Origin of the sequence: Staphylococcus debuckii (assembly GCF_003718735.1) — a bacterium.
GTDB lineage: Bacteria > Bacillota > Bacilli > Staphylococcales > Staphylococcaceae > Staphylococcus > Staphylococcus debuckii.
Window position 1 is genome coordinate 2,054,789 of sequence record NZ_CP033460.1, and the last position, 16,673, is coordinate 2,071,461.

At 35.6% G+C, this 16,673-nt stretch carries 20 protein-coding genes and 1 riboswitch; of the genes, 3 read left to right on the forward strand and 17 right to left on the reverse strand.

The window, feature by feature from the left end:
* The first annotated feature begins 96 nt into the window (after positions 1 to 96).
* Positions 97 to 1,578, forward strand: coding sequence for a cardiolipin synthase (gene cls / locus CNQ82_RS09860; RefSeq protein WP_123145114.1), 1,482 nt, complete (start codon positions 97 to 99; stop codon positions 1,576 to 1,578).
* Between the two features lie 24 nt (positions 1,579 to 1,602).
* Entirely contained in the window at positions 1,603 to 2,250 is a 648-nt protein-coding gene (locus CNQ82_RS09865; RefSeq protein ID WP_420876455.1) for an HD domain-containing protein, read from the forward strand.
* A 68-nt stretch (positions 2,251 to 2,318) separates the two neighbouring features.
* On the opposite strand, the gene CNQ82_RS09870 is transcribed toward CNQ82_RS09865, so the two are convergent.
* The 10 genes from CNQ82_RS09870 to CNQ82_RS09915 all read right to left on the reverse strand — a co-directional run bounded on the left by CNQ82_RS09870 (position 2,319) and on the right by CNQ82_RS09915 (position 10,793).
* Complete coding sequence (locus tag CNQ82_RS09870) at positions 2,319 to 2,831, reverse strand: GNAT family N-acetyltransferase (RefSeq protein WP_123145115.1); 513 nt, start codon at positions 2,829 to 2,831, stop codon at positions 2,319 to 2,321.
* Between the two features lie 114 nt (positions 2,832 to 2,945).
* Positions 2,946 to 3,821: a membrane protein insertase YidC gene (gene yidC / locus CNQ82_RS09875; protein ID WP_123145116.1), complete on the reverse strand. Its 876-nt coding sequence runs from the start codon at positions 3,819 to 3,821 to the stop codon at positions 2,946 to 2,948.
* Positions 3,822 to 3,910: 89 nt separating this feature from the next.
* Complete coding sequence (gene thiE, locus CNQ82_RS09880) at positions 3,911 to 4,549, reverse strand: thiamine phosphate synthase (RefSeq protein WP_123145117.1); 639 nt, start codon at positions 4,547 to 4,549, stop codon at positions 3,911 to 3,913.
* Positions 4,550 to 5,344 (reverse strand): hydroxyethylthiazole kinase, encoded by a 795-nt coding sequence (gene thiM, locus CNQ82_RS09885; RefSeq protein WP_123145118.1) that lies wholly within the window; start codon positions 5,342 to 5,344, stop codon positions 4,550 to 4,552.
* Positions 5,337 to 6,158, reverse strand: coding sequence for a bifunctional hydroxymethylpyrimidine kinase/phosphomethylpyrimidine kinase (gene thiD, locus CNQ82_RS09890; RefSeq protein WP_123145119.1), 822 nt, complete (start codon positions 6,156 to 6,158; stop codon positions 5,337 to 5,339). The genes thiM and thiD overlap by 8 nt, the downstream gene beginning before the upstream one ends.
* On the reverse strand, positions 6,155 to 6,841 hold the full coding sequence (gene tenA / locus CNQ82_RS09895) for a thiaminase II (RefSeq protein WP_123145120.1): 687 nt from the start codon (positions 6,839 to 6,841) through the stop codon (positions 6,155 to 6,157). Before tenA ends, thiD begins: the two co-directional genes overlap by 4 nt.
* A gap of 66 nt (positions 6,842 to 6,907) precedes the next feature.
* Positions 6,908 to 7,005: riboswitch (TPP riboswitch) on the reverse strand.
* A gap of 113 nt (positions 7,006 to 7,118) precedes the next feature.
* Positions 7,119 to 7,817, reverse strand: coding sequence for a transglycosylase family protein (locus tag CNQ82_RS09900; protein ID WP_123145121.1), 699 nt, complete (start codon positions 7,815 to 7,817; stop codon positions 7,119 to 7,121).
* Between the two features lie 221 nt (positions 7,818 to 8,038).
* On the reverse strand, positions 8,039 to 8,737 hold the full coding sequence (locus tag CNQ82_RS09905; protein WP_123145122.1) for an aggregation-promoting factor C-terminal-like domain-containing protein: 699 nt from the start codon (positions 8,735 to 8,737) through the stop codon (positions 8,039 to 8,041).
* Positions 8,738 to 8,948: 211 nt separating this feature from the next.
* A complete protein-coding gene (locus tag CNQ82_RS09910) occupies positions 8,949 to 9,719 on the reverse strand; it encodes a transglycosylase family protein (protein ID WP_123145123.1) in 771 nt (256 codons plus the stop codon).
* 636 nt (positions 9,720 to 10,355) lie between these two features.
* The gene (locus CNQ82_RS09915; protein WP_123145124.1) at positions 10,356 to 10,793 is read right to left on the reverse strand and encodes a single-stranded DNA-binding protein; all 438 of its coding nucleotides are present in this window, start codon (positions 10,791 to 10,793) and stop codon (positions 10,356 to 10,358) included.
* Between the two features lie 189 nt (positions 10,794 to 10,982).
* Between CNQ82_RS09915 and CNQ82_RS09920 the strand changes: the two genes are divergently transcribed.
* The gene (locus tag CNQ82_RS09920) at positions 10,983 to 11,426 is read left to right on the forward strand and encodes a YwpF family protein (protein WP_095104284.1); all 444 of its coding nucleotides are present in this window, start codon (positions 10,983 to 10,985) and stop codon (positions 11,424 to 11,426) included.
* A 51-nt stretch (positions 11,427 to 11,477) separates the two neighbouring features.
* On the opposite strand, the gene fabZ is transcribed toward CNQ82_RS09920, so the two are convergent.
* From fabZ to atpG, 7 genes are all read right to left on the reverse strand, one after another.
* On the reverse strand, positions 11,478 to 11,915 hold the full coding sequence (gene fabZ / locus CNQ82_RS09925) for a 3-hydroxyacyl-ACP dehydratase FabZ (RefSeq protein WP_123145125.1): 438 nt from the start codon (positions 11,913 to 11,915) through the stop codon (positions 11,478 to 11,480).
* A 3-nt stretch (positions 11,916 to 11,918) separates the two neighbouring features.
* Positions 11,919 to 12,107, reverse strand: coding sequence for a DNA-directed RNA polymerase subunit beta (locus tag CNQ82_RS09930; protein WP_123145126.1), 189 nt, complete (start codon positions 12,105 to 12,107; stop codon positions 11,919 to 11,921).
* 10 nt (positions 12,108 to 12,117) lie between these two features.
* Positions 12,118 to 13,389: a UDP-N-acetylglucosamine 1-carboxyvinyltransferase gene (gene murA / locus CNQ82_RS09935; protein ID WP_123145127.1), complete on the reverse strand. Its 1,272-nt coding sequence runs from the start codon at positions 13,387 to 13,389 to the stop codon at positions 12,118 to 12,120.
* A 113-nt stretch (positions 13,390 to 13,502) separates the two neighbouring features.
* Positions 13,503 to 13,736, reverse strand: a complete 234-nt coding sequence (locus CNQ82_RS09940; protein WP_095104274.1) for a DUF1146 family protein — start codon at positions 13,734 to 13,736, stop codon at positions 13,503 to 13,505.
* Between the two features lie 182 nt (positions 13,737 to 13,918).
* Positions 13,919 to 14,323: a F0F1 ATP synthase subunit epsilon gene (locus CNQ82_RS09945; RefSeq protein WP_095104272.1), complete on the reverse strand. Its 405-nt coding sequence runs from the start codon at positions 14,321 to 14,323 to the stop codon at positions 13,919 to 13,921.
* A gap of 20 nt (positions 14,324 to 14,343) precedes the next feature.
* Complete coding sequence (atpD, locus tag CNQ82_RS09950) at positions 14,344 to 15,759, reverse strand: F0F1 ATP synthase subunit beta (protein ID WP_123145128.1); 1,416 nt, start codon at positions 15,757 to 15,759, stop codon at positions 14,344 to 14,346.
* Positions 15,760 to 15,781: 22 nt separating this feature from the next.
* Positions 15,782 to 16,645, reverse strand: coding sequence for an ATP synthase F1 subunit gamma (atpG, locus tag CNQ82_RS09955; protein ID WP_123145129.1), 864 nt, complete (start codon positions 16,643 to 16,645; stop codon positions 15,782 to 15,784).
* Between the last annotated feature and the right edge of the window lie 28 nt (positions 16,646 to 16,673).

Genomic DNA, 16,673 nt, shown 5'->3' on the forward strand with positions numbered 1-16,673 from the left:
CCTATTCCGATTTAGCTGTGTTACAATTAAAAGCATTAATACCAATATTAACCGGGTAGAAACTCGTTGTTGATGGACAATATGGAGGTTCAGAACATGTATTATCTAGACATGCTGTTACAGCAAACTAACCTGGTTTTCAATATTATATTAATTGCATTATTTATTTTGAACTTATTTTTCAGTTTTACAATTGTGTTTTTAGAACGCAGATCACCTGGATCTATATGGGCTTGGTTACTTGTTTTAGCATTTCTGCCTATTATAGGTTTTATCGTCTATCTTCTTTTTGGCCGACAAATCCAACGAGAACATATATTCAAAATTAATGAAGAAGATAAAACAGGTTTAGAAATGATTGTGCAAGAACAAGCTGAAGCATTAAAAAATGATGAGTTTTCAAAAGGGAACCATGTCATTGTAAAATATAAATCCATGGTTCAGATGTTGCTTTACAATAACTCGGCTTTCTTAACAACTGATAATGCACTTACCATTTATAACGATGGTAAGGAAAAGTTCGATGCTTTAATTCAAGATATTGAAAACGCTCAAGACTATATTCATATTCAATATTACATTTTTCGTAACGACACCTTAGGCAAACGTATATTGCAAGCACTTGAAGATAAGTTAGAAGAAGGACTCGAAGTCAAAATGCTCTATGATGATATGGGTTCCAGAAGTTTAACTTTAAAGGATTTTGATGATTTCAGAAAAAAAGGCGGGCAAGTAGAATCCTTCTTTCCTTCTAAGTTGCCTTTAATTAACTTCCGTCTTAATTATCGCAATCACCGTAAAATTGTAGTGATTGACGGAGTTATCGGGTATGTCGGCGGTTTCAATGTCGGAAATGAATATTTAGGTTTATCGAAAAAATTCGGCTATTGGCGAGATACACATCTGCGCATTGTCGGAGACGCTGTAAATGCCTTGCAGCTCCGATTTATTTTAGACTGGAATTCTCAAGCCAAACGTCATAATATCGCTTATTCAGATCGCTATTTTCCAGATATCGATACTGGAGAATCTACAGGAATACAAATTGCATCCAGTGGACCTGATGAGGATTGGGAACAAATTAAATATGGTTATTTAAAAATGATTACTTCAGCTAAAAGATATATTAAAATTCAAACACCTTATTTTATTCCCGATCAAGGATTCTTAGATGCTGTATCGATTGCTGCATTAGGCGGCGTTGATGTTACAATTATGGTTCCTTGTAAACCGGATCACCCATTTGTTTATTGGGCAACACAAAAGAATGTAGCATCATTGCTCGCATCCGGCGTTAAAATTTATCACTACGAAAATGGCTTCTTACATTCTAAGATGATGATCATAGATGACGAAGTCGCAAGTGTTGGGACGACTAATATGGATCATCGTAGTTTCACGCTTAATTTTGAAGTGAACGCATTTATCTATGATCAATCTACAGCGATACAGTTGAGCGAGCAATTTAACGAAGATTTGAAACTAAGCAGTAAATTTACTATGGAAAAATATAAAAATCGCAGTTTGTGGATAAAATTTAAAGAAGCTATTTCTTATTTGATTTCCCCTATTCTGTAAGCATTTTAAGGAGTATGATTTTTTGTGAATCAATATCAGCATATAAAAGAAGCAGAAAAATATATGAGAACACACCATAGTGAAGATTCAACAGGACATGACATTCAACATGTCATGCGTGTAGTGAAAATGGCTTTATTTATTGCAGAGCAAGAAGGTAGCGGTAATCCGTATATCATTCAAATGGCCGCTTTATTACATGACACGGTAGATTCTAAACTGACTAATGAAGATGAAGCTTATGAGAAGCTCGAAAATTTCTTAGATCAGATTGATGTAGATAATCAAATGAAACATAAAATTTTAGAAATCATAAAATATATGAGTTATCGTAACGGTGCTAATAACAATAGAGCCATGTCCCAAGAAGGTTATATTGTAAGAGATGCTGACCGCTTAGATGCTATTGGCGCTATTGGTATCGCAAGAACTTTCCAATTTGCCGGTCATTTCAATGAGCCCATGTGGTCAGGAGAAATTCCAGATAGTATTTCAAGCGATTGTGATTTAAATGATTACTCTCCTTCGGCTATTAAACATTTCTATGACAAGCTATTTAAATTAAAAGACTTGATGCACACTGAAACGGCGCAAGCCATTGCTCAAGAGCGTCATCAATTTATGGAATATTTCGTAGCGCAATTCTTTAAAGAATGGGATTTTATGAACTAAAAAAGACTGGAAACTTTGTCATCTATAGCGATTTAGCTATGGTGACAAGTCTTCCAGTCTTTTTATTATTACTTTAAATTCTGAGCCATAATAATGTCTGTTTGAATTTCGTCTCCCATTTTAAATTCGTGCTCTGTGACTTTTTTATATCCGAAGTGTTCATAGAATTTGATAGCATTTTCATTTTTCTCCCATACTCCAAGCCAAATGCTTTGCTTACCTTCTTCCACAGCAAAGTTGATTGCAAAGTTCATGAGCTTTTTACCATAACCATGATGTTGGTAATTCTTTAAAATATATAACCTTTCAACTTCTAATGCATCTGAAGCAATATCTTCAGTTTGAGCTGCTCCAACATTTAATTTCAGATAACCCACAATTTTATCATTGTCATACAAAAAATAAAAATACGAGTTAGGATGTTCGACTTCACGTTGCAACTTATCATAAGTAAATGCATTATTAAGATAATCTTTTAACTTATCTGGATGGTTCATTTCTCTGAAAGTATCATCAAATGTTCTAAAGCTGATTGTCTGTAATTCTTTAATATCATCAGTTGTCACTCTTACAATTTTCATTTTCTGGACCCTCCTGTATTAATTACCCTTTGAATTCTTATTCCCTATTTTCAATTTAAATAAAGAAAAATCAGTCGCAACTTTTCGGTTACAACTGATCTTCTTCTCTCAAATCTATTTTTTCTTTTTATTTTTCTTAGAAACGACTTGGGTGTTTTTCGTTTTACCATTACCCGATTTGCCATGTTCTTTCTCATAAGCCGCAATCATTGGTGCAACTTCTTCCTTTGCCTTCTTAGAGTAATAACTATTTGCAACATATGTTTGAACTACTAAGAATGCGGCGCTGACTGACCAATATAGACCAAGTGCAGCAGCTGAACTTAATGAAACCCAGATAATCATGATTGGCGAAATAATAATCATCATGTAACTCATTTGTTTTTGTTCAGGCGGCATACTGAAAGTTGAAACATAAGCTTGTATAAAGTAAAGCACACCGGCAATAATCGTAATCCAAATATCTGGTTTGGATAAGTTAAACCATAAGAAATGAGAATGCTCTGTAATTCCTCCTGGAGAAGGATATTTCAATACAAAGAATAATCCCATGATGATAGGCATTTGAATCAATACTGGCAAGCAACCTAACATGCTTTGCATCGGATTCATATCATATTTCTTATAAACTTCCATCATCTCTTGGTTAGCTGCCATTTTATCTTCTTGTGTACGAGCGCGTTGCACTTTTTCTTTAACCGCGTCCATATCTGGTTTGGCGATAATCATCTTTTCACGCATCATGTGGCTGTTCTTATAGTTTGATAACATAAATGGCAATACAATGATACGAATAGCAAGTACTAACACAATAATCGCTAAACCATAATCATTATTAAAATGAGACCCTAGCCAATGAATTATGTTATCCATATTTTTTACAAACGTATTATAAAAGAAGCCTGTACGATTCTCAGGTTTAGAGTAATCACAACCAGCAAGAAAAACCATAATCCCTAAAAGCAAAGGCAATAATGCTTTTTTCTTCATTTTTCCACCTCTATTGGTATTATTCACATAAAGATAATTTTACCATAACCCAATAGCAGTAGAAAACAAAAAATTTGTGAAATCCTTAACTATTTAAAATATTGTAAGAAATTTTGTACGGTTTCGGTAACGTTGGAACTTCTTGCAATAGCTGAAATGACTGATACACCATCAGCAGAGGTCTTAGCAACTTCTTGTACATTAACTAGAGAAATGCCTCCAATTGCGACAATAGGTAAAGCACCAACTTCCCTACGTAACGTTTCAATCATTTCAGGACCTACAGGTGCACTGGCGTCGTCTTTAGAAGGCGTACTGAAAATAGGTCCTACACCTATATAATCCACATGAGTTAAATCCGATTGACTTAATTCTTCTAAGTTGCCCACACTCAAACCGATTATTTTGCCATTAAAACGCTTAATGAAAGCGTCTACCGTTTCATCATCTTGCCCTACATGCACCCCATCTGCATCGATTGCTTCAGCTAATTCAACATCATCATTCACAATAAAGGGTACATCGTAAGCACTACAAAGTGTTTGCAATTCTTCAGCTAAGGCTACTTTCTCTTTTCCAGTTTTCGCACCTGGTCCTTTTTCACGAAATTGAAATAGTGTAATACCGCCCTCAAGTGCTTCTGTCAGTACTTCTTTAATTGTTCGACCCTCAGGTATATCTTGAGTTCCGCAAATAAAATAGACCTTTAAATCATCTGCTTTAAACACTTATTCCACCTCTTCAACATGACGGTTTTCATTCACAGCATCTGTGTCAATACGATAAAGCGCGTCAATAAAGTGCGTTAAGAAAGTACCTGGACCTTTACTGTCACTTAATTGTTCTGCTCGCTCAGCCGCAATATTATAAACAGAGACCGCTTCAACTAATGTTTCAATTGAAGGATGTGTGTCACGGAACAAGAAGGCTCCCACAACTGCACCTAATAAGCAGCCTGCCCCAGTGATTTTAGCAAGGAAATGCGAACCGTTTTGCAATTTAACGACTTTATCATCTTGGACGATAACATCTGATTCTCCAGTTAAAATAATCGCTGTTTGATATTCTTGGTAAGCTTTCTTAGCGATATCCACAATATCAAGATTATCAGCACTATCTGTACCTTTCATAGTTGCTGAATCATCAATTAATGCTAAAATTTCTGAAGCATTCCCTTTAATAACAGTCGGCTTAACTTGTTTTAAAAAGTTTTTACAGAAATCTTTACGATACTGTGACGCCCCTACTGCTACTGGGTCAAAGACTAAAGGTGTATCCGTTTCATTAGCAATCTTGCCGTTAGTCAACATCGCATGCTCATGCTCTTTAGTTAAAGTACCAATATTGATTAAGACACTGCCTGCTACCGGATAGAAATCCTTTGCCTCTTGAGGTGCTTCACTCATTGCTGGACTTGCCCCTAAACTTAATAAACCATTGGCTGAAAAATTCTTAACCACATCATTGGTATAACAAATTACTAATGGATGTTCTGATCTAATTTGATTTAATACATTACTCATCATCTAGTCCTACTTTCTTCATATACGCGAAATGGTTCACAGGTCCTCTGCCTTGGCCGATTTCCGGTGTATATTTAATACTTAAAGCAATAAAATCTTTAGCTTTTTTAACTGCATCATAAATCGATTTACCTTTTGCTAATTCAGCTGTGATAACCGCTGAGAAGGTACAGCCAGTTCCATGTGTGTGCTTAGTATCATAACGTTCACTTTCGAAAACTTCTAAACCATCTTTTGTAAAAAGATAATCCTTCGCAATGGCTTTATCCTCAATGTGCCCGCCTTTAATAACTACACCTTTACAACCGATGTCATTGATAAAGATGTCTCCAGCTTTTTTAATTGCGTCTTCAGTATCTAATTTGAAACCTACTATTTCTTCAGCTTCTGGTAAATTCGGCGTAGCCACATCAGCTAACGGCAACAAGATTTCTTGCAATGCATGTTTACCTGCATCATCCATTAAAGAATCACCGCTTTTAGCAAGCATAACAGGGTCGATTACATAAGGGATTTCTGGATGCTTTTCTAAATATTCTCGAATCAGTTCCATCATTTCTTTGGTTGCAATCATTCCAGTCTTAATAGCTTGAGGTAATTCATCATCAAACACACTATCAAGCTGTTCTTTAATCCATGATACGTCTAAATTATGAATATGTTGTACACCTTTGGTATTTTGCGCCACAATACTGGTAATTGCAGCCATTCCATACACACCGCATGCATGAAACGATTTCAAATCTGCCATTACGCCTGCCCCGCCTGTTGGATCTGTACCTGCAATGGTTAAAGCTATTTTAGGTTTATTCATACTCTTTCTCCTCCAAATTGCCATTTTTCACTTGTATAAGCCATATTGAAAAAGTTCAATTCATGAACTGTACTTTGTAAATAATTCTCTCTTACTTCCTTTTTCTCCGCTTCTGACATATGAGCAGTGAGTTGGTTCATTAAATCATCTAGTACGTCAATTAATGGGTCCATTTCAGTATTATAAAATTCAAACCATTTTGCTAAAATAGAATCTTTATTTAATTCTGGGTCTTTCATTGCGCGTTTGGCAATCATTGCATATACGTAAGGACAAGGTGCCATTGCAGCAATCGCATATGCAGCATTTTCATGCGCATAGACGTTATAGTACATATGTTTAATATAATGGTCCCCACTAGGTGGCCAAACCTTTTTTTGAACAATTTCGTTGTAATTTTCACCAATATAATCAGCCATAAATTCATGCGCTTCTACTTCACCATTTACAATAAATTGAATTTGATCAACTAGAAAACGTACGCTATTTAAATCTGGCATTTTAGGGATTAATAGTGCATATATATTCGCAAACTCTCTTAAATAAGATGCATCGGCACGCAAATATTGACGTAATGCTTCTTTCTCAATATTACCTTTTAATAATTCTTGAATGAAATGGTCTTGATAAATTTCATCAATAATAGGTTGTGCGTCTCTTTCTAATGATTCAGCAAAATTCATTTCTAAATCCTCCCAATAAAAAAACTGCAAACCTTCGCAGGAATGCAGTAAAATATTAGAATCTTTATTCTTAATATACTACTTTCCTACGTTGGTACGAACCAAATCAGGTTATAAGGGTCTAGTACAACTATCTCAGCCATAAGGCGCCCCTAGCAGTTCTATATAATTTAATGATTAATACAGTTTAAATGTATCAAACCCCTTAATGTTATGCAATATTAAAGAATTGAAAAAGAAAAAAGCCGAGACAAAAGTCCCGACTGTAGTTTAAATATTAATATGCCCAGTGTCCTGCACCGTTACCATTATCCCATAAAGTTAATGCTGCTTGGTCTTGAATATATTCTGGATCACTAGCTGGGTTTACACCTTTCCAACCTGCTGGTGCTACTGCATCCCATGTAGTTTGTAAGAATTGATATTTCCCTGCTGCACCTGAGTCAGGGTTAACAGCATGGATATCACCACGTGATTCACGGTATACAATTGCTTGTAGTGCTGCAGGAATGTTGCTAGATCCGCCTGAATATGATTGAGCTGGTGCACTATAGCTTGTTGATTGAGTGTTGTAGCTGTAATTTGAATTATTGTTATAAGATTGTGATTGCATATTATAAGAATATGATTGTGTTTGTTGTTTTGCTACTGGTGCAGCTTGTTGTTGAGCTGGTGCTGCTTGGCTAGTAGTTACGTGAGTTGGTTGCTGAACAGTTCCAGCTGCTGCATAACTCCATTCCCAGTATGTACCATTTGATTCAAAATGGAAGTCATAACCTTTGTATTCGAAATTAAATTCATATGCACCCTCTTGTACTGGATGTTGATTTAATTTTGCAGGATTATTTAATGCAGTTTCTGCTAATTTAGTTTGTTCTGCTGTATTTAACTCAGCTGCATCAGCGTTGTGTGATGCTACTCCTGTTGCTAAAAATGCTGCTGCCGCTACTGATGATGTTACTAATAGTTTCTTCATTTAATAAAAATCCTCCTATAAGGTAAAAACTTTATATGATTAATTTGCTGTACTTATAATAGCATCTAATACGATAACATAGGTTACAACAATATAAATAGTTTGTTTCATAAGTTACATATGTATTACAAAAAAGCGGATTCTGCTCTTAAAATAAGAACGGAGTCCGCTTTTTGGATGTAAAACGTTAAATTAAATTTATTAATTAAAGCGTTATCGGCTTACCACCAACCGTGAGATGCGCGGAAAGAAGTTGCATTTGCAAGTGAACCATAACGAGAGTTTGCATAGTTAATCATGCCTTTAGTTTGATCTGCAACTGATCCAGTTCCCCAACCTTCTTTAGTTTGTCCAAGACCCATATATCCGTTTGGACTAACTGCATTCGGGTTACCGCCTGATTCAGGCATTACAATTGTATTCCACATAGCTTCAGTACCGCCTGCAGCTAAGAATTGAGCTTTAGTTGATCCACCAGTTGAAACTGCTGAAGTGTTATAGCTGCGAGCTGGAGCACTATAGCTTTGTTGTACTGGAGCACTGTAATTGCTGTAGCTAGTTGTTGATTGAGTTTGATATGTTTGTTGTGCTACTGGAGCAGATTGTTGTTGAACTGGTGCTGCTTGTGTAGTTGTTTCTTGAGTTGGTTGAGTTGCTCCACCATTTGAACCAGTGTAACTCCAACTGAAGTTAGAACCATCTGATTCGAAGTGATATTCGTTACCATTATATACGAAATCTATGTTATAAGCGCCTGCTTGTACTGGAGCTTGGTTTAATTGTTGTGGGTTATTTTGAGCTGTTTCAGCTAATTGTTGTTCTGATTGGCTTACTTCTGCTGCATGAGCGTTATGTGAAGCTGCTCCTGTGGCTAAGAATGCGGCAGTGGCTACTGATGATACTACTAATAATTTTTTCATTTGAAAATAAATCCTCCTATAAGGTAAAAAGTTTATATGATTAATTTGCTGTATTCATAATAGCACCAAAAAACTTATCATAGGTTACAACAATATAAATAGTATGTATCAAATTTTACATGAATATTACAATAAAAAAGCGAACTACCATTCAGAGAATGATAATCCGCTAACAGATTTATTGTTATTTCAAAATATATTTATTTCTAAATTATGCAGTTACCCATTGGCTTGGACCAGCTGTGTCATATAATTTTTGAGCTGCTGCATCTTGTACTGCTTCTGGAGCTTCAGCTGCTGGTCTACCTTGATATTCTGCAGGAGCTACTGAATCCCAAGTAGTTTGTAAGAATTGGAATTTACCTGAAGCACCTGATGATGGGTTAGTTGCATGAATGTCGCCACCTGATTCACGTTGAGCAATTGCTTGTAAGTGGCTGTTGATACTGCTTGAACCAGAGTCAGCTGATTGTTGCGCTGGCGCTGATTGTTGCGCTGGTTGTTGAGTTGATTGTTGTTGAGTTTGTGCTGGTGCTTGTTGTTGTGTAGTTTCTTGAGCTGGTTGTTGTTGAGTTTGTGCTGGTGCTTGTTGTTGTGCAGTTTCTTGAGCTGGTTGTTGTTGAGTTTGTGTTTGAGCTGGTTGTTGAGTTTGCTCTTGTGCTGGTGCTTGTTGAGCTGCTGGTGCTTGTTGTTGTGTAGTTTGTTGTGCTGGTGCTTGTTGAGCTGCACCGTTTGCATTATAACTCCAGCTCCAGTTAGTACCATCTGAGTTAAAGTTGAAGTTGTAACCAGAGTTGTCAAAGCCAATATTATAAGCGCCTTCTTGTACAGGTGCTTGGTTTAATTGTTGTGGATTATTTAAAGCTGTTTGAGCTAAGTGATCTTGATTTACATTGTTATCTTCGGCTGCATGTGCGTTCGCGCCTACTCCTACTGCAAATAATGCTGCTGATGCTGATGAAGCTACTAATAATTTTTTCATTTCCAAAAATCCTCCTATAAGGTAATTGTTTTTTTCGCGTGATTAATATCATCAATTTGCAGTTATAACTATATCATCTGAAAACAGGGTGCAGGTTACAGCGAAATAAAAAAAACAAGTGCTCTTTTACGCTTAAATTACGCATTTTCAATTTAATTAGGTGGCTAACGGTGTATTTATAGACTTTCATGACAGTGTTTAATAGTAGAAACAACTTTGTAACTATGTAATATACATGTAATTATTCAGATAATTAAATTGCGATTTAGTTCAATTTTACACCGAAAATTCCCTCTTGATTTACTGAATTAGGAATGTCAATTCCAAAAAAATTACGAAATGAGGCTAAGACATAATAAAATTGTCTCAGCCTCACCATAAATGGACAGCTATTAGAATATAAAATAGCTTTGTTGGGCTGCAGGAGCTAAGACAAAATAATTTACTCAAAAAATTATTTCTGTCAAGCTCCCACATCCTAAATGAGTATTTTTTATAAATTGAGAATTAGAAAGAATGAATGATTGTGATTGAAAATATCTACAATGAGATTTAGAAAGAACTACACATGAATAAGTGAATATGTTTAGAGTTTATGCTTAAGAATTTGGGATAATTCATTTAGATAGGATGTTGCTATTGGTTTTGTGTCTGAGGATTTTGAGTGGCAGTGGATAACTGATTTTCTTGAAAGGCAGGGCTTCCTTCTAGGTTTTCAGTTATATTTGAGTAATTTGAAGTGGAATTTTCATTAGAATTTGGACTCGATATGAACTTAATAGTTTCAACTATAAGTTCAGTTATAAAATGAGTTTGCTTATCTTTTTCATACTTATATGAACGCATGTGTCCAGTTATTCCTACTAGCGATCCTTTTTTAGTGTATTGAGCTATATTTTTTGCTGTTTTACCGAAAGCTTTACAAAAGATATAATCAACTGCTTGTTGATTCTGACCTTGATAGCTGTAATTTCTTTCAGTTGCTACACTAAAACTGGCAATATCACTATCCTCCTTTTGTGCTAGTTGAGGATTTCTGGTTAGACGTCCAACAATGACGATTTTGTTTAACAAAGTTTCACCTCCTATATTTAATATCATATTCACTTTACTTTAGATAGTCAAAGTACGAAAATTAAATAGTTAAAGGGTATTAATACATATTTTTTGCATATCGACTGAAATTTTTGGAGTTTTTGAGCTATACTAGTATTAGTATTTTAATTTTTTGCAGAATTTAAAAAAGATTGGAGTGACTTCCTAATGAAAACATTTAAAGCAGTCAGATTCCAAATTGTCACTGAAAATGGTGGAGTAATTGAATACGAGCTCTATGACGGTGTAATTATTAATAAAGAACAAAGTGGCACAGGCTGGTTATTAGAAATAGTTATTTCTGACAACCACTACGATATGATGAAAGAATATATGGACAATGAAGCTTTACTTGATATTCGTGTAGTCATTACCCGACCATCTAATGATCCTGCACTCTTTGATGCCACAATTAAAAATATCTCTTTATATGAAAACGAAAAAATGTCCGTCATCTTTGATTGTCATGTCTATACACTCAGACAAGTCTATGCTGAAAATTTGTTGGCACAACTTGTAGATGAAGGTTTAGAAGGCGAAGAATTGAAAAAATCATTTAATAGAATGATGCAATCTAAACCGCGCCTTAAAGACGAACGTAAAGAAGAATAGAAAAAAGCGTTATACTTATCATTCTTTTAATGAAAGTATAACGCTCTTTTTTTATACGTCTTGGATTGCAAAAGTTAATTCACAACTACAAGCAAGTTGACCATCAACTGTGGCTTTAGCTGTTCCTTTACCGATTGGTCCACGCATTTTAGTGATTTCTACTTCTAAAGTTAATGTATCACCAGGTGTCACTTGTCTCTTAAAGCGACATTTGTCAATTCCTGCAAATAAAGCGATTTTACCTTTATTCTGATCACTATTCAATAATGCTACAGCGCCTGTTTGAGCAAGCGCTTCTGTAATTAAAACGCCAGGCATTACTGCATAATCAGGAAAATGACCTTGGAAAAATGGTTCATTCCCAGAAACTTGTTTAATTGCAACGCAACGCTGTCCTTCTTCATATTCAACTACTCTATCAATAAGTAAAAATGGTTGTCTATGAGGGATAATTTCTTTAATTTGATTATAGTCAAAAATTGTTTCCATTTGTTAACCTCCAAAAAGCTGTTTAAAGTGCTTCCATGTATGAAAATCAAAAAATTCTAAAGGGTTTTGATGATTGAGCAGATAACCAATTAAAATTCCTATTAAGAACATTATTATCATCAATATAACGACAATTATTATACCAAATCCTAAAGGAATTCGTGTCAATTTATAAAATATCGGCTTCTTCATCAAGTATCTCCTATTCTGTTATACGTTCGATATCAGCACCGAGTGATTTTAATTTACCATTAAAGTCTACATATCCTCGGTCCAAGTGTTTTAATTCTGAAACTTCTGTTGTACCTTCAGCAACTAATCCAGCTAAGATTAATGCAGCTCCGGCACGTAAATCAGTAGCTTTTACTTGAGCCCCTTGCAAATTACTTTTACCTGTAATTTTAGCATTTCTGCCTTCTACATTGATTTGCGCATTCATACGTTTGAACTCAGCTACGTGCATAAAACGATTTTCGAAGACTGTTTCTGTAATCACTTTGTGGCCTTCAGCAGTTAAGAGTAAAGCCATAATTTGTGATTGCATATCTGTTGGGAAACCAGGATGAGGTAAAGTTTTGACATCGACAGGTTTCAATTCACCTTCTGCAGATACACGAATACCGTCTTCTTTATATTCCAAATTAACACCCATTTCTTCCAATTTATACAGAAGACTCGTCATATGTTCTTTAATTGCACCTCGTACAAACACATCTCCACGTGTTATAGCGCCGGCAATAATTAATGTTCCTGCTTCAATACGATCAGGGATAATTGAATGTTCTACACCGTGAAGTTCCTTTACACCATTAATAGTAATCGTGTCTGTACCTGCTCCCGTAACATTACCGCCCATTTCATTAATATAATTAGCAAGGTCTACAATTTCTGGCTCACGTGCTACATTTTCCAACACGGTTTTTCCTTCGGCTAAAGCAGCTGCCATAATTATATTTTGTGTAGCGCCGACACTTGGAAAATCTAAATGAATATTTGTACCTTTTAATCCATTTTCTGTGTCTGCAAAAATGAAACCATTCTCTAAATGAATGTCAGCTCCGAGTGCTTCAAAACCTTTTATATGTTGTTCAATAGGTCTGCTTCCAATTGCACAACCACCTGGTAATGCAACTTTAGCGTGACCTAGACGTGCTAATAAAGGCCCCATTACTAAAATGCTTGCACGCATCTTACTTACATATTCATAAGGGGCCTCAAAGTTTAATTGGTTTGTAGCATCAACAGTTACGCTATTATTTTCTTTGTTGTACTTAATATCAGCGTTTAATGTTGATAATACATTATTAATTGTCACTACATCACTTAATTCTGGAACATTATGTAAGGTACTAGTTCCTTTTGAAGCTAGTAACGATGCAGTCAAAACTGGCAATACCGCATTCTTTGCTCCTTCGACTTGAACTTCTCCTTCAAGACGATTGCCGCCTTTAATTACAATTCTGTCTCTAGTCATTATTACTCCTCCACTTTTTAACTCCTCTGAACATCCTCAATTCAGTCATATTTCTCTCATTATTACTATACTTACATTATATATGGAATTACTTTAGTTTTACACTTAAGCGCTTATTTTCCCAAATACTTCAACTGTGTTGAAAATTGCAACAAGTCGATTATAAAGTTGCTGACCCCTGCTCCTATTACAATAGCTAAAAAAATAAGCAAAACTTGTACTTGTGCAGGGTAGCCTTTTTTAAAGAATTGATCTAATCTCAATGCGTTGAGCGCCCAAAAAGCCACACATATACAAACGACATGTAATATTAAGTGCGCTATCGCAAACTGCCCTAAATAATCCATAATTTTTTGTACTCCTCAAATGTTTACTGACTAACATTGTACATTATATTGACTCGAATTCATACAATCTTGAATATAATAACTGAAATTCTACAATTTATTTACAATGCTAATTAACTAAAGAAATAAAAAAATAGGATATACCTCAAATTGAGATATATCCTATAGTTTATGGTGAGTTATTATTTTAATTCCGAAACTTTAAGACGGTTTTCAGCACGTTCTAAAGCTCGTTTTGCTCTGTTAATGTCAGTATCTTCGTCATTGTTATTCAAATGTGATTCTGCTCGTTCTTTAGCCGATTCAGCACGTCTGACATCAATATCTTCAGCTTTTTCTGCTGTTTGTACAATTATTGACGTTTTTTCTTGTCTGATTTCTACGAATCCATCACTTACAGCAATGTATTCAATCCCATCTGTATAATGTACTTTAACATAACCTGTTTGAATTGCTGTTACAGTCGGAATATGTCCGTACATAACACCCATGTCGCCGCCGACTGTTTGTAGAACAGTAATTTCAACATTATCTTGGTTATAAACAGAACCATTAGGAGTAACAATATTAACGTTCATTGTGTTCATTAAACTTTACCTCCTAATTTTTAAACTTCAACACCCATGTCTTTAGCTTTCTCTAATACATCGTCCATGCTGCCGACTAAACGGAATGCATCTTCAGGAATGTGATCATATTTACCTTCTAAGATATCTTTGAAGTCTTCAACTGTACGTTTAACAGATACATAAGAACCTTTTTGACCAGTAAATTGTTCTGCTACGTGGAAGTTTTGAGATAAGAAGAATTGAATACGTCTTGCGCGTTCAACTGTACTTTTATCTTCATCAGATAATTCATCCATACCTAAGATTGCGATGATATCTTGTAATTCTCTGTATTTTTGCAATGTAGCTTGTACACGACGAGCAACATCGTAATGTTCTTGTCCAACAATTGATGGTTCAAGTGCTCTTGAAGTAGATGCTAATGGATCCACAGCTGGGTAAATACCCATTTCTGTTAATTTACGTTCCAAGTTAGTTGTTGAGTCTAAGTGAGCAAATGCAGTTGCTGGCGCTGGGTCAGTATAGTCATCGGCAGGTACGAATACCGCTTGGATTGACGTGATAGAACCTTTCATAGTTGATGTGATTCTTTCTTGTAATTGACCCATTTCAGTAGCAAGTGTTGGTTGGTAACCAACGGCTGAAGGCATACGGCCAAGCAATGCAGATACTTCTGAACCTGCTTGTGTGAAACGGAAGATGTTATCGATGAATAATAATACATCTTGACCTTTCGCATCACGGAAATATTCAGCCATTGTCAAACCAGATAATGCTACACGCATACGTGCGCCAGGCGGCTCGTTCATTTGACCAAATACCATTGCTGTTTTCTTGATTACGCCACTATCGCTCATTTCAAAGTACAAGTCATTACCTTCACGTGTACGTTCACCAACACCGGCGAATACTGAAATACCACCGTGTTCTTGAGCAATGTTATTAATTAATTCTTGAATTAATACAGTTTTACCAACACCGGCACCACCGAATAGTCCAACTTTACCACCTTTGATATATGGTGCTAATAAATCTACAACTTTGATACCAGTTTCTAGAATTTCAACTTTAGTTGATAATTCATCAAATGGTGGTGGTTGTCTATGAATTGGTTCACGTGGTACTGATTCTGGAATTGGACCTGCATTATCAATCGGATCACCTAAAACATTAAATACTCTTCCTAATGTATCATCTCCGACTGGAACACTGATTGGACGACCTGTATCTTGTACATCGTCACCACGTTTGATTCCGTCTGTAGAGTCCATTGCGATAGTTCTGACAACATCATCGCCTAATTCAAGTGCTACTTCTAATGTAAGAGATTCAGTAGTGCCATCTTTTTTAGGTACATCAAGCACTAATGCGTTATTAATCTTAGGTAATTCGTCATGATTAAATCTTACATCGATAACTGGACCCATGATTTGTGTTACGCGGCCTACACCCATTCTTTATTTCCTCCTTTAAAAACTATTCAAGAGCAGTTGCGCCGCCGACAATCTCTGTAATTTGTTGAGTGATTGCAGCTTGACGTGCTCGGTTATATTGTAATGATAAATCGTCAATAAGGTCGCTCGCATTGTCAGAAGCATTTTTCATAGCAGTCATACGCATTGCATGTTCACTTGCTTTAGCGTTTAAGATTGTGCCATAAATCAAGCCTTCTACATATTGCGGCAAAATAATATTTAAGATTGATTCTTTATCAGGTTCAAATTCATATGAAGACATTTGTCCATGACCTGAACTTGCATTTTCTTTACTTAATGGTAATACTCTTTTTGCAGTCGGTTTGCTTTCAAGAACATTGACGAATTTATTATAGTAAATATTCAATTCATCAATATCGCCGTTTTCATACATATCAATCGCTTTTTTAGTTACAGGTTCAATTGATTTGAAAGTTGGCTGATCTGGTACATCAGGCAATGCATATTCTACATCAATACTTCTATTCTTAAAGAAGTCGATACCTACTTTACCTAATACTAGCAATTTATAATCACCAGGATTTTCGCCGCGTTCTTGAATATCTTGCAACACTTTACGTAAGATATTCGCGTTGTATGCTCCTGCCAATCCACGGTCACTGGAAATAACCAAGTAGCCGCGTTTTTTCACAGGACGTTCAACTAACATCGGATGATTGGAAGTTGTTTGGCCTGCTACAGCAGTGATGGCATTTTGCAATTTATCCATATAAGGTTTGAACTGATTGGTATTACGTTGTGCTTTGTTCAATTTTGAACTCGCAACCATGTTCATTGCCTTAGTGATTTGATTCATCTTTTTCGTCGACTTGATTCTTGAATCAATATCCTTTAGAGATCCCATTATTTCACCACCTTATTTAATACTTCGC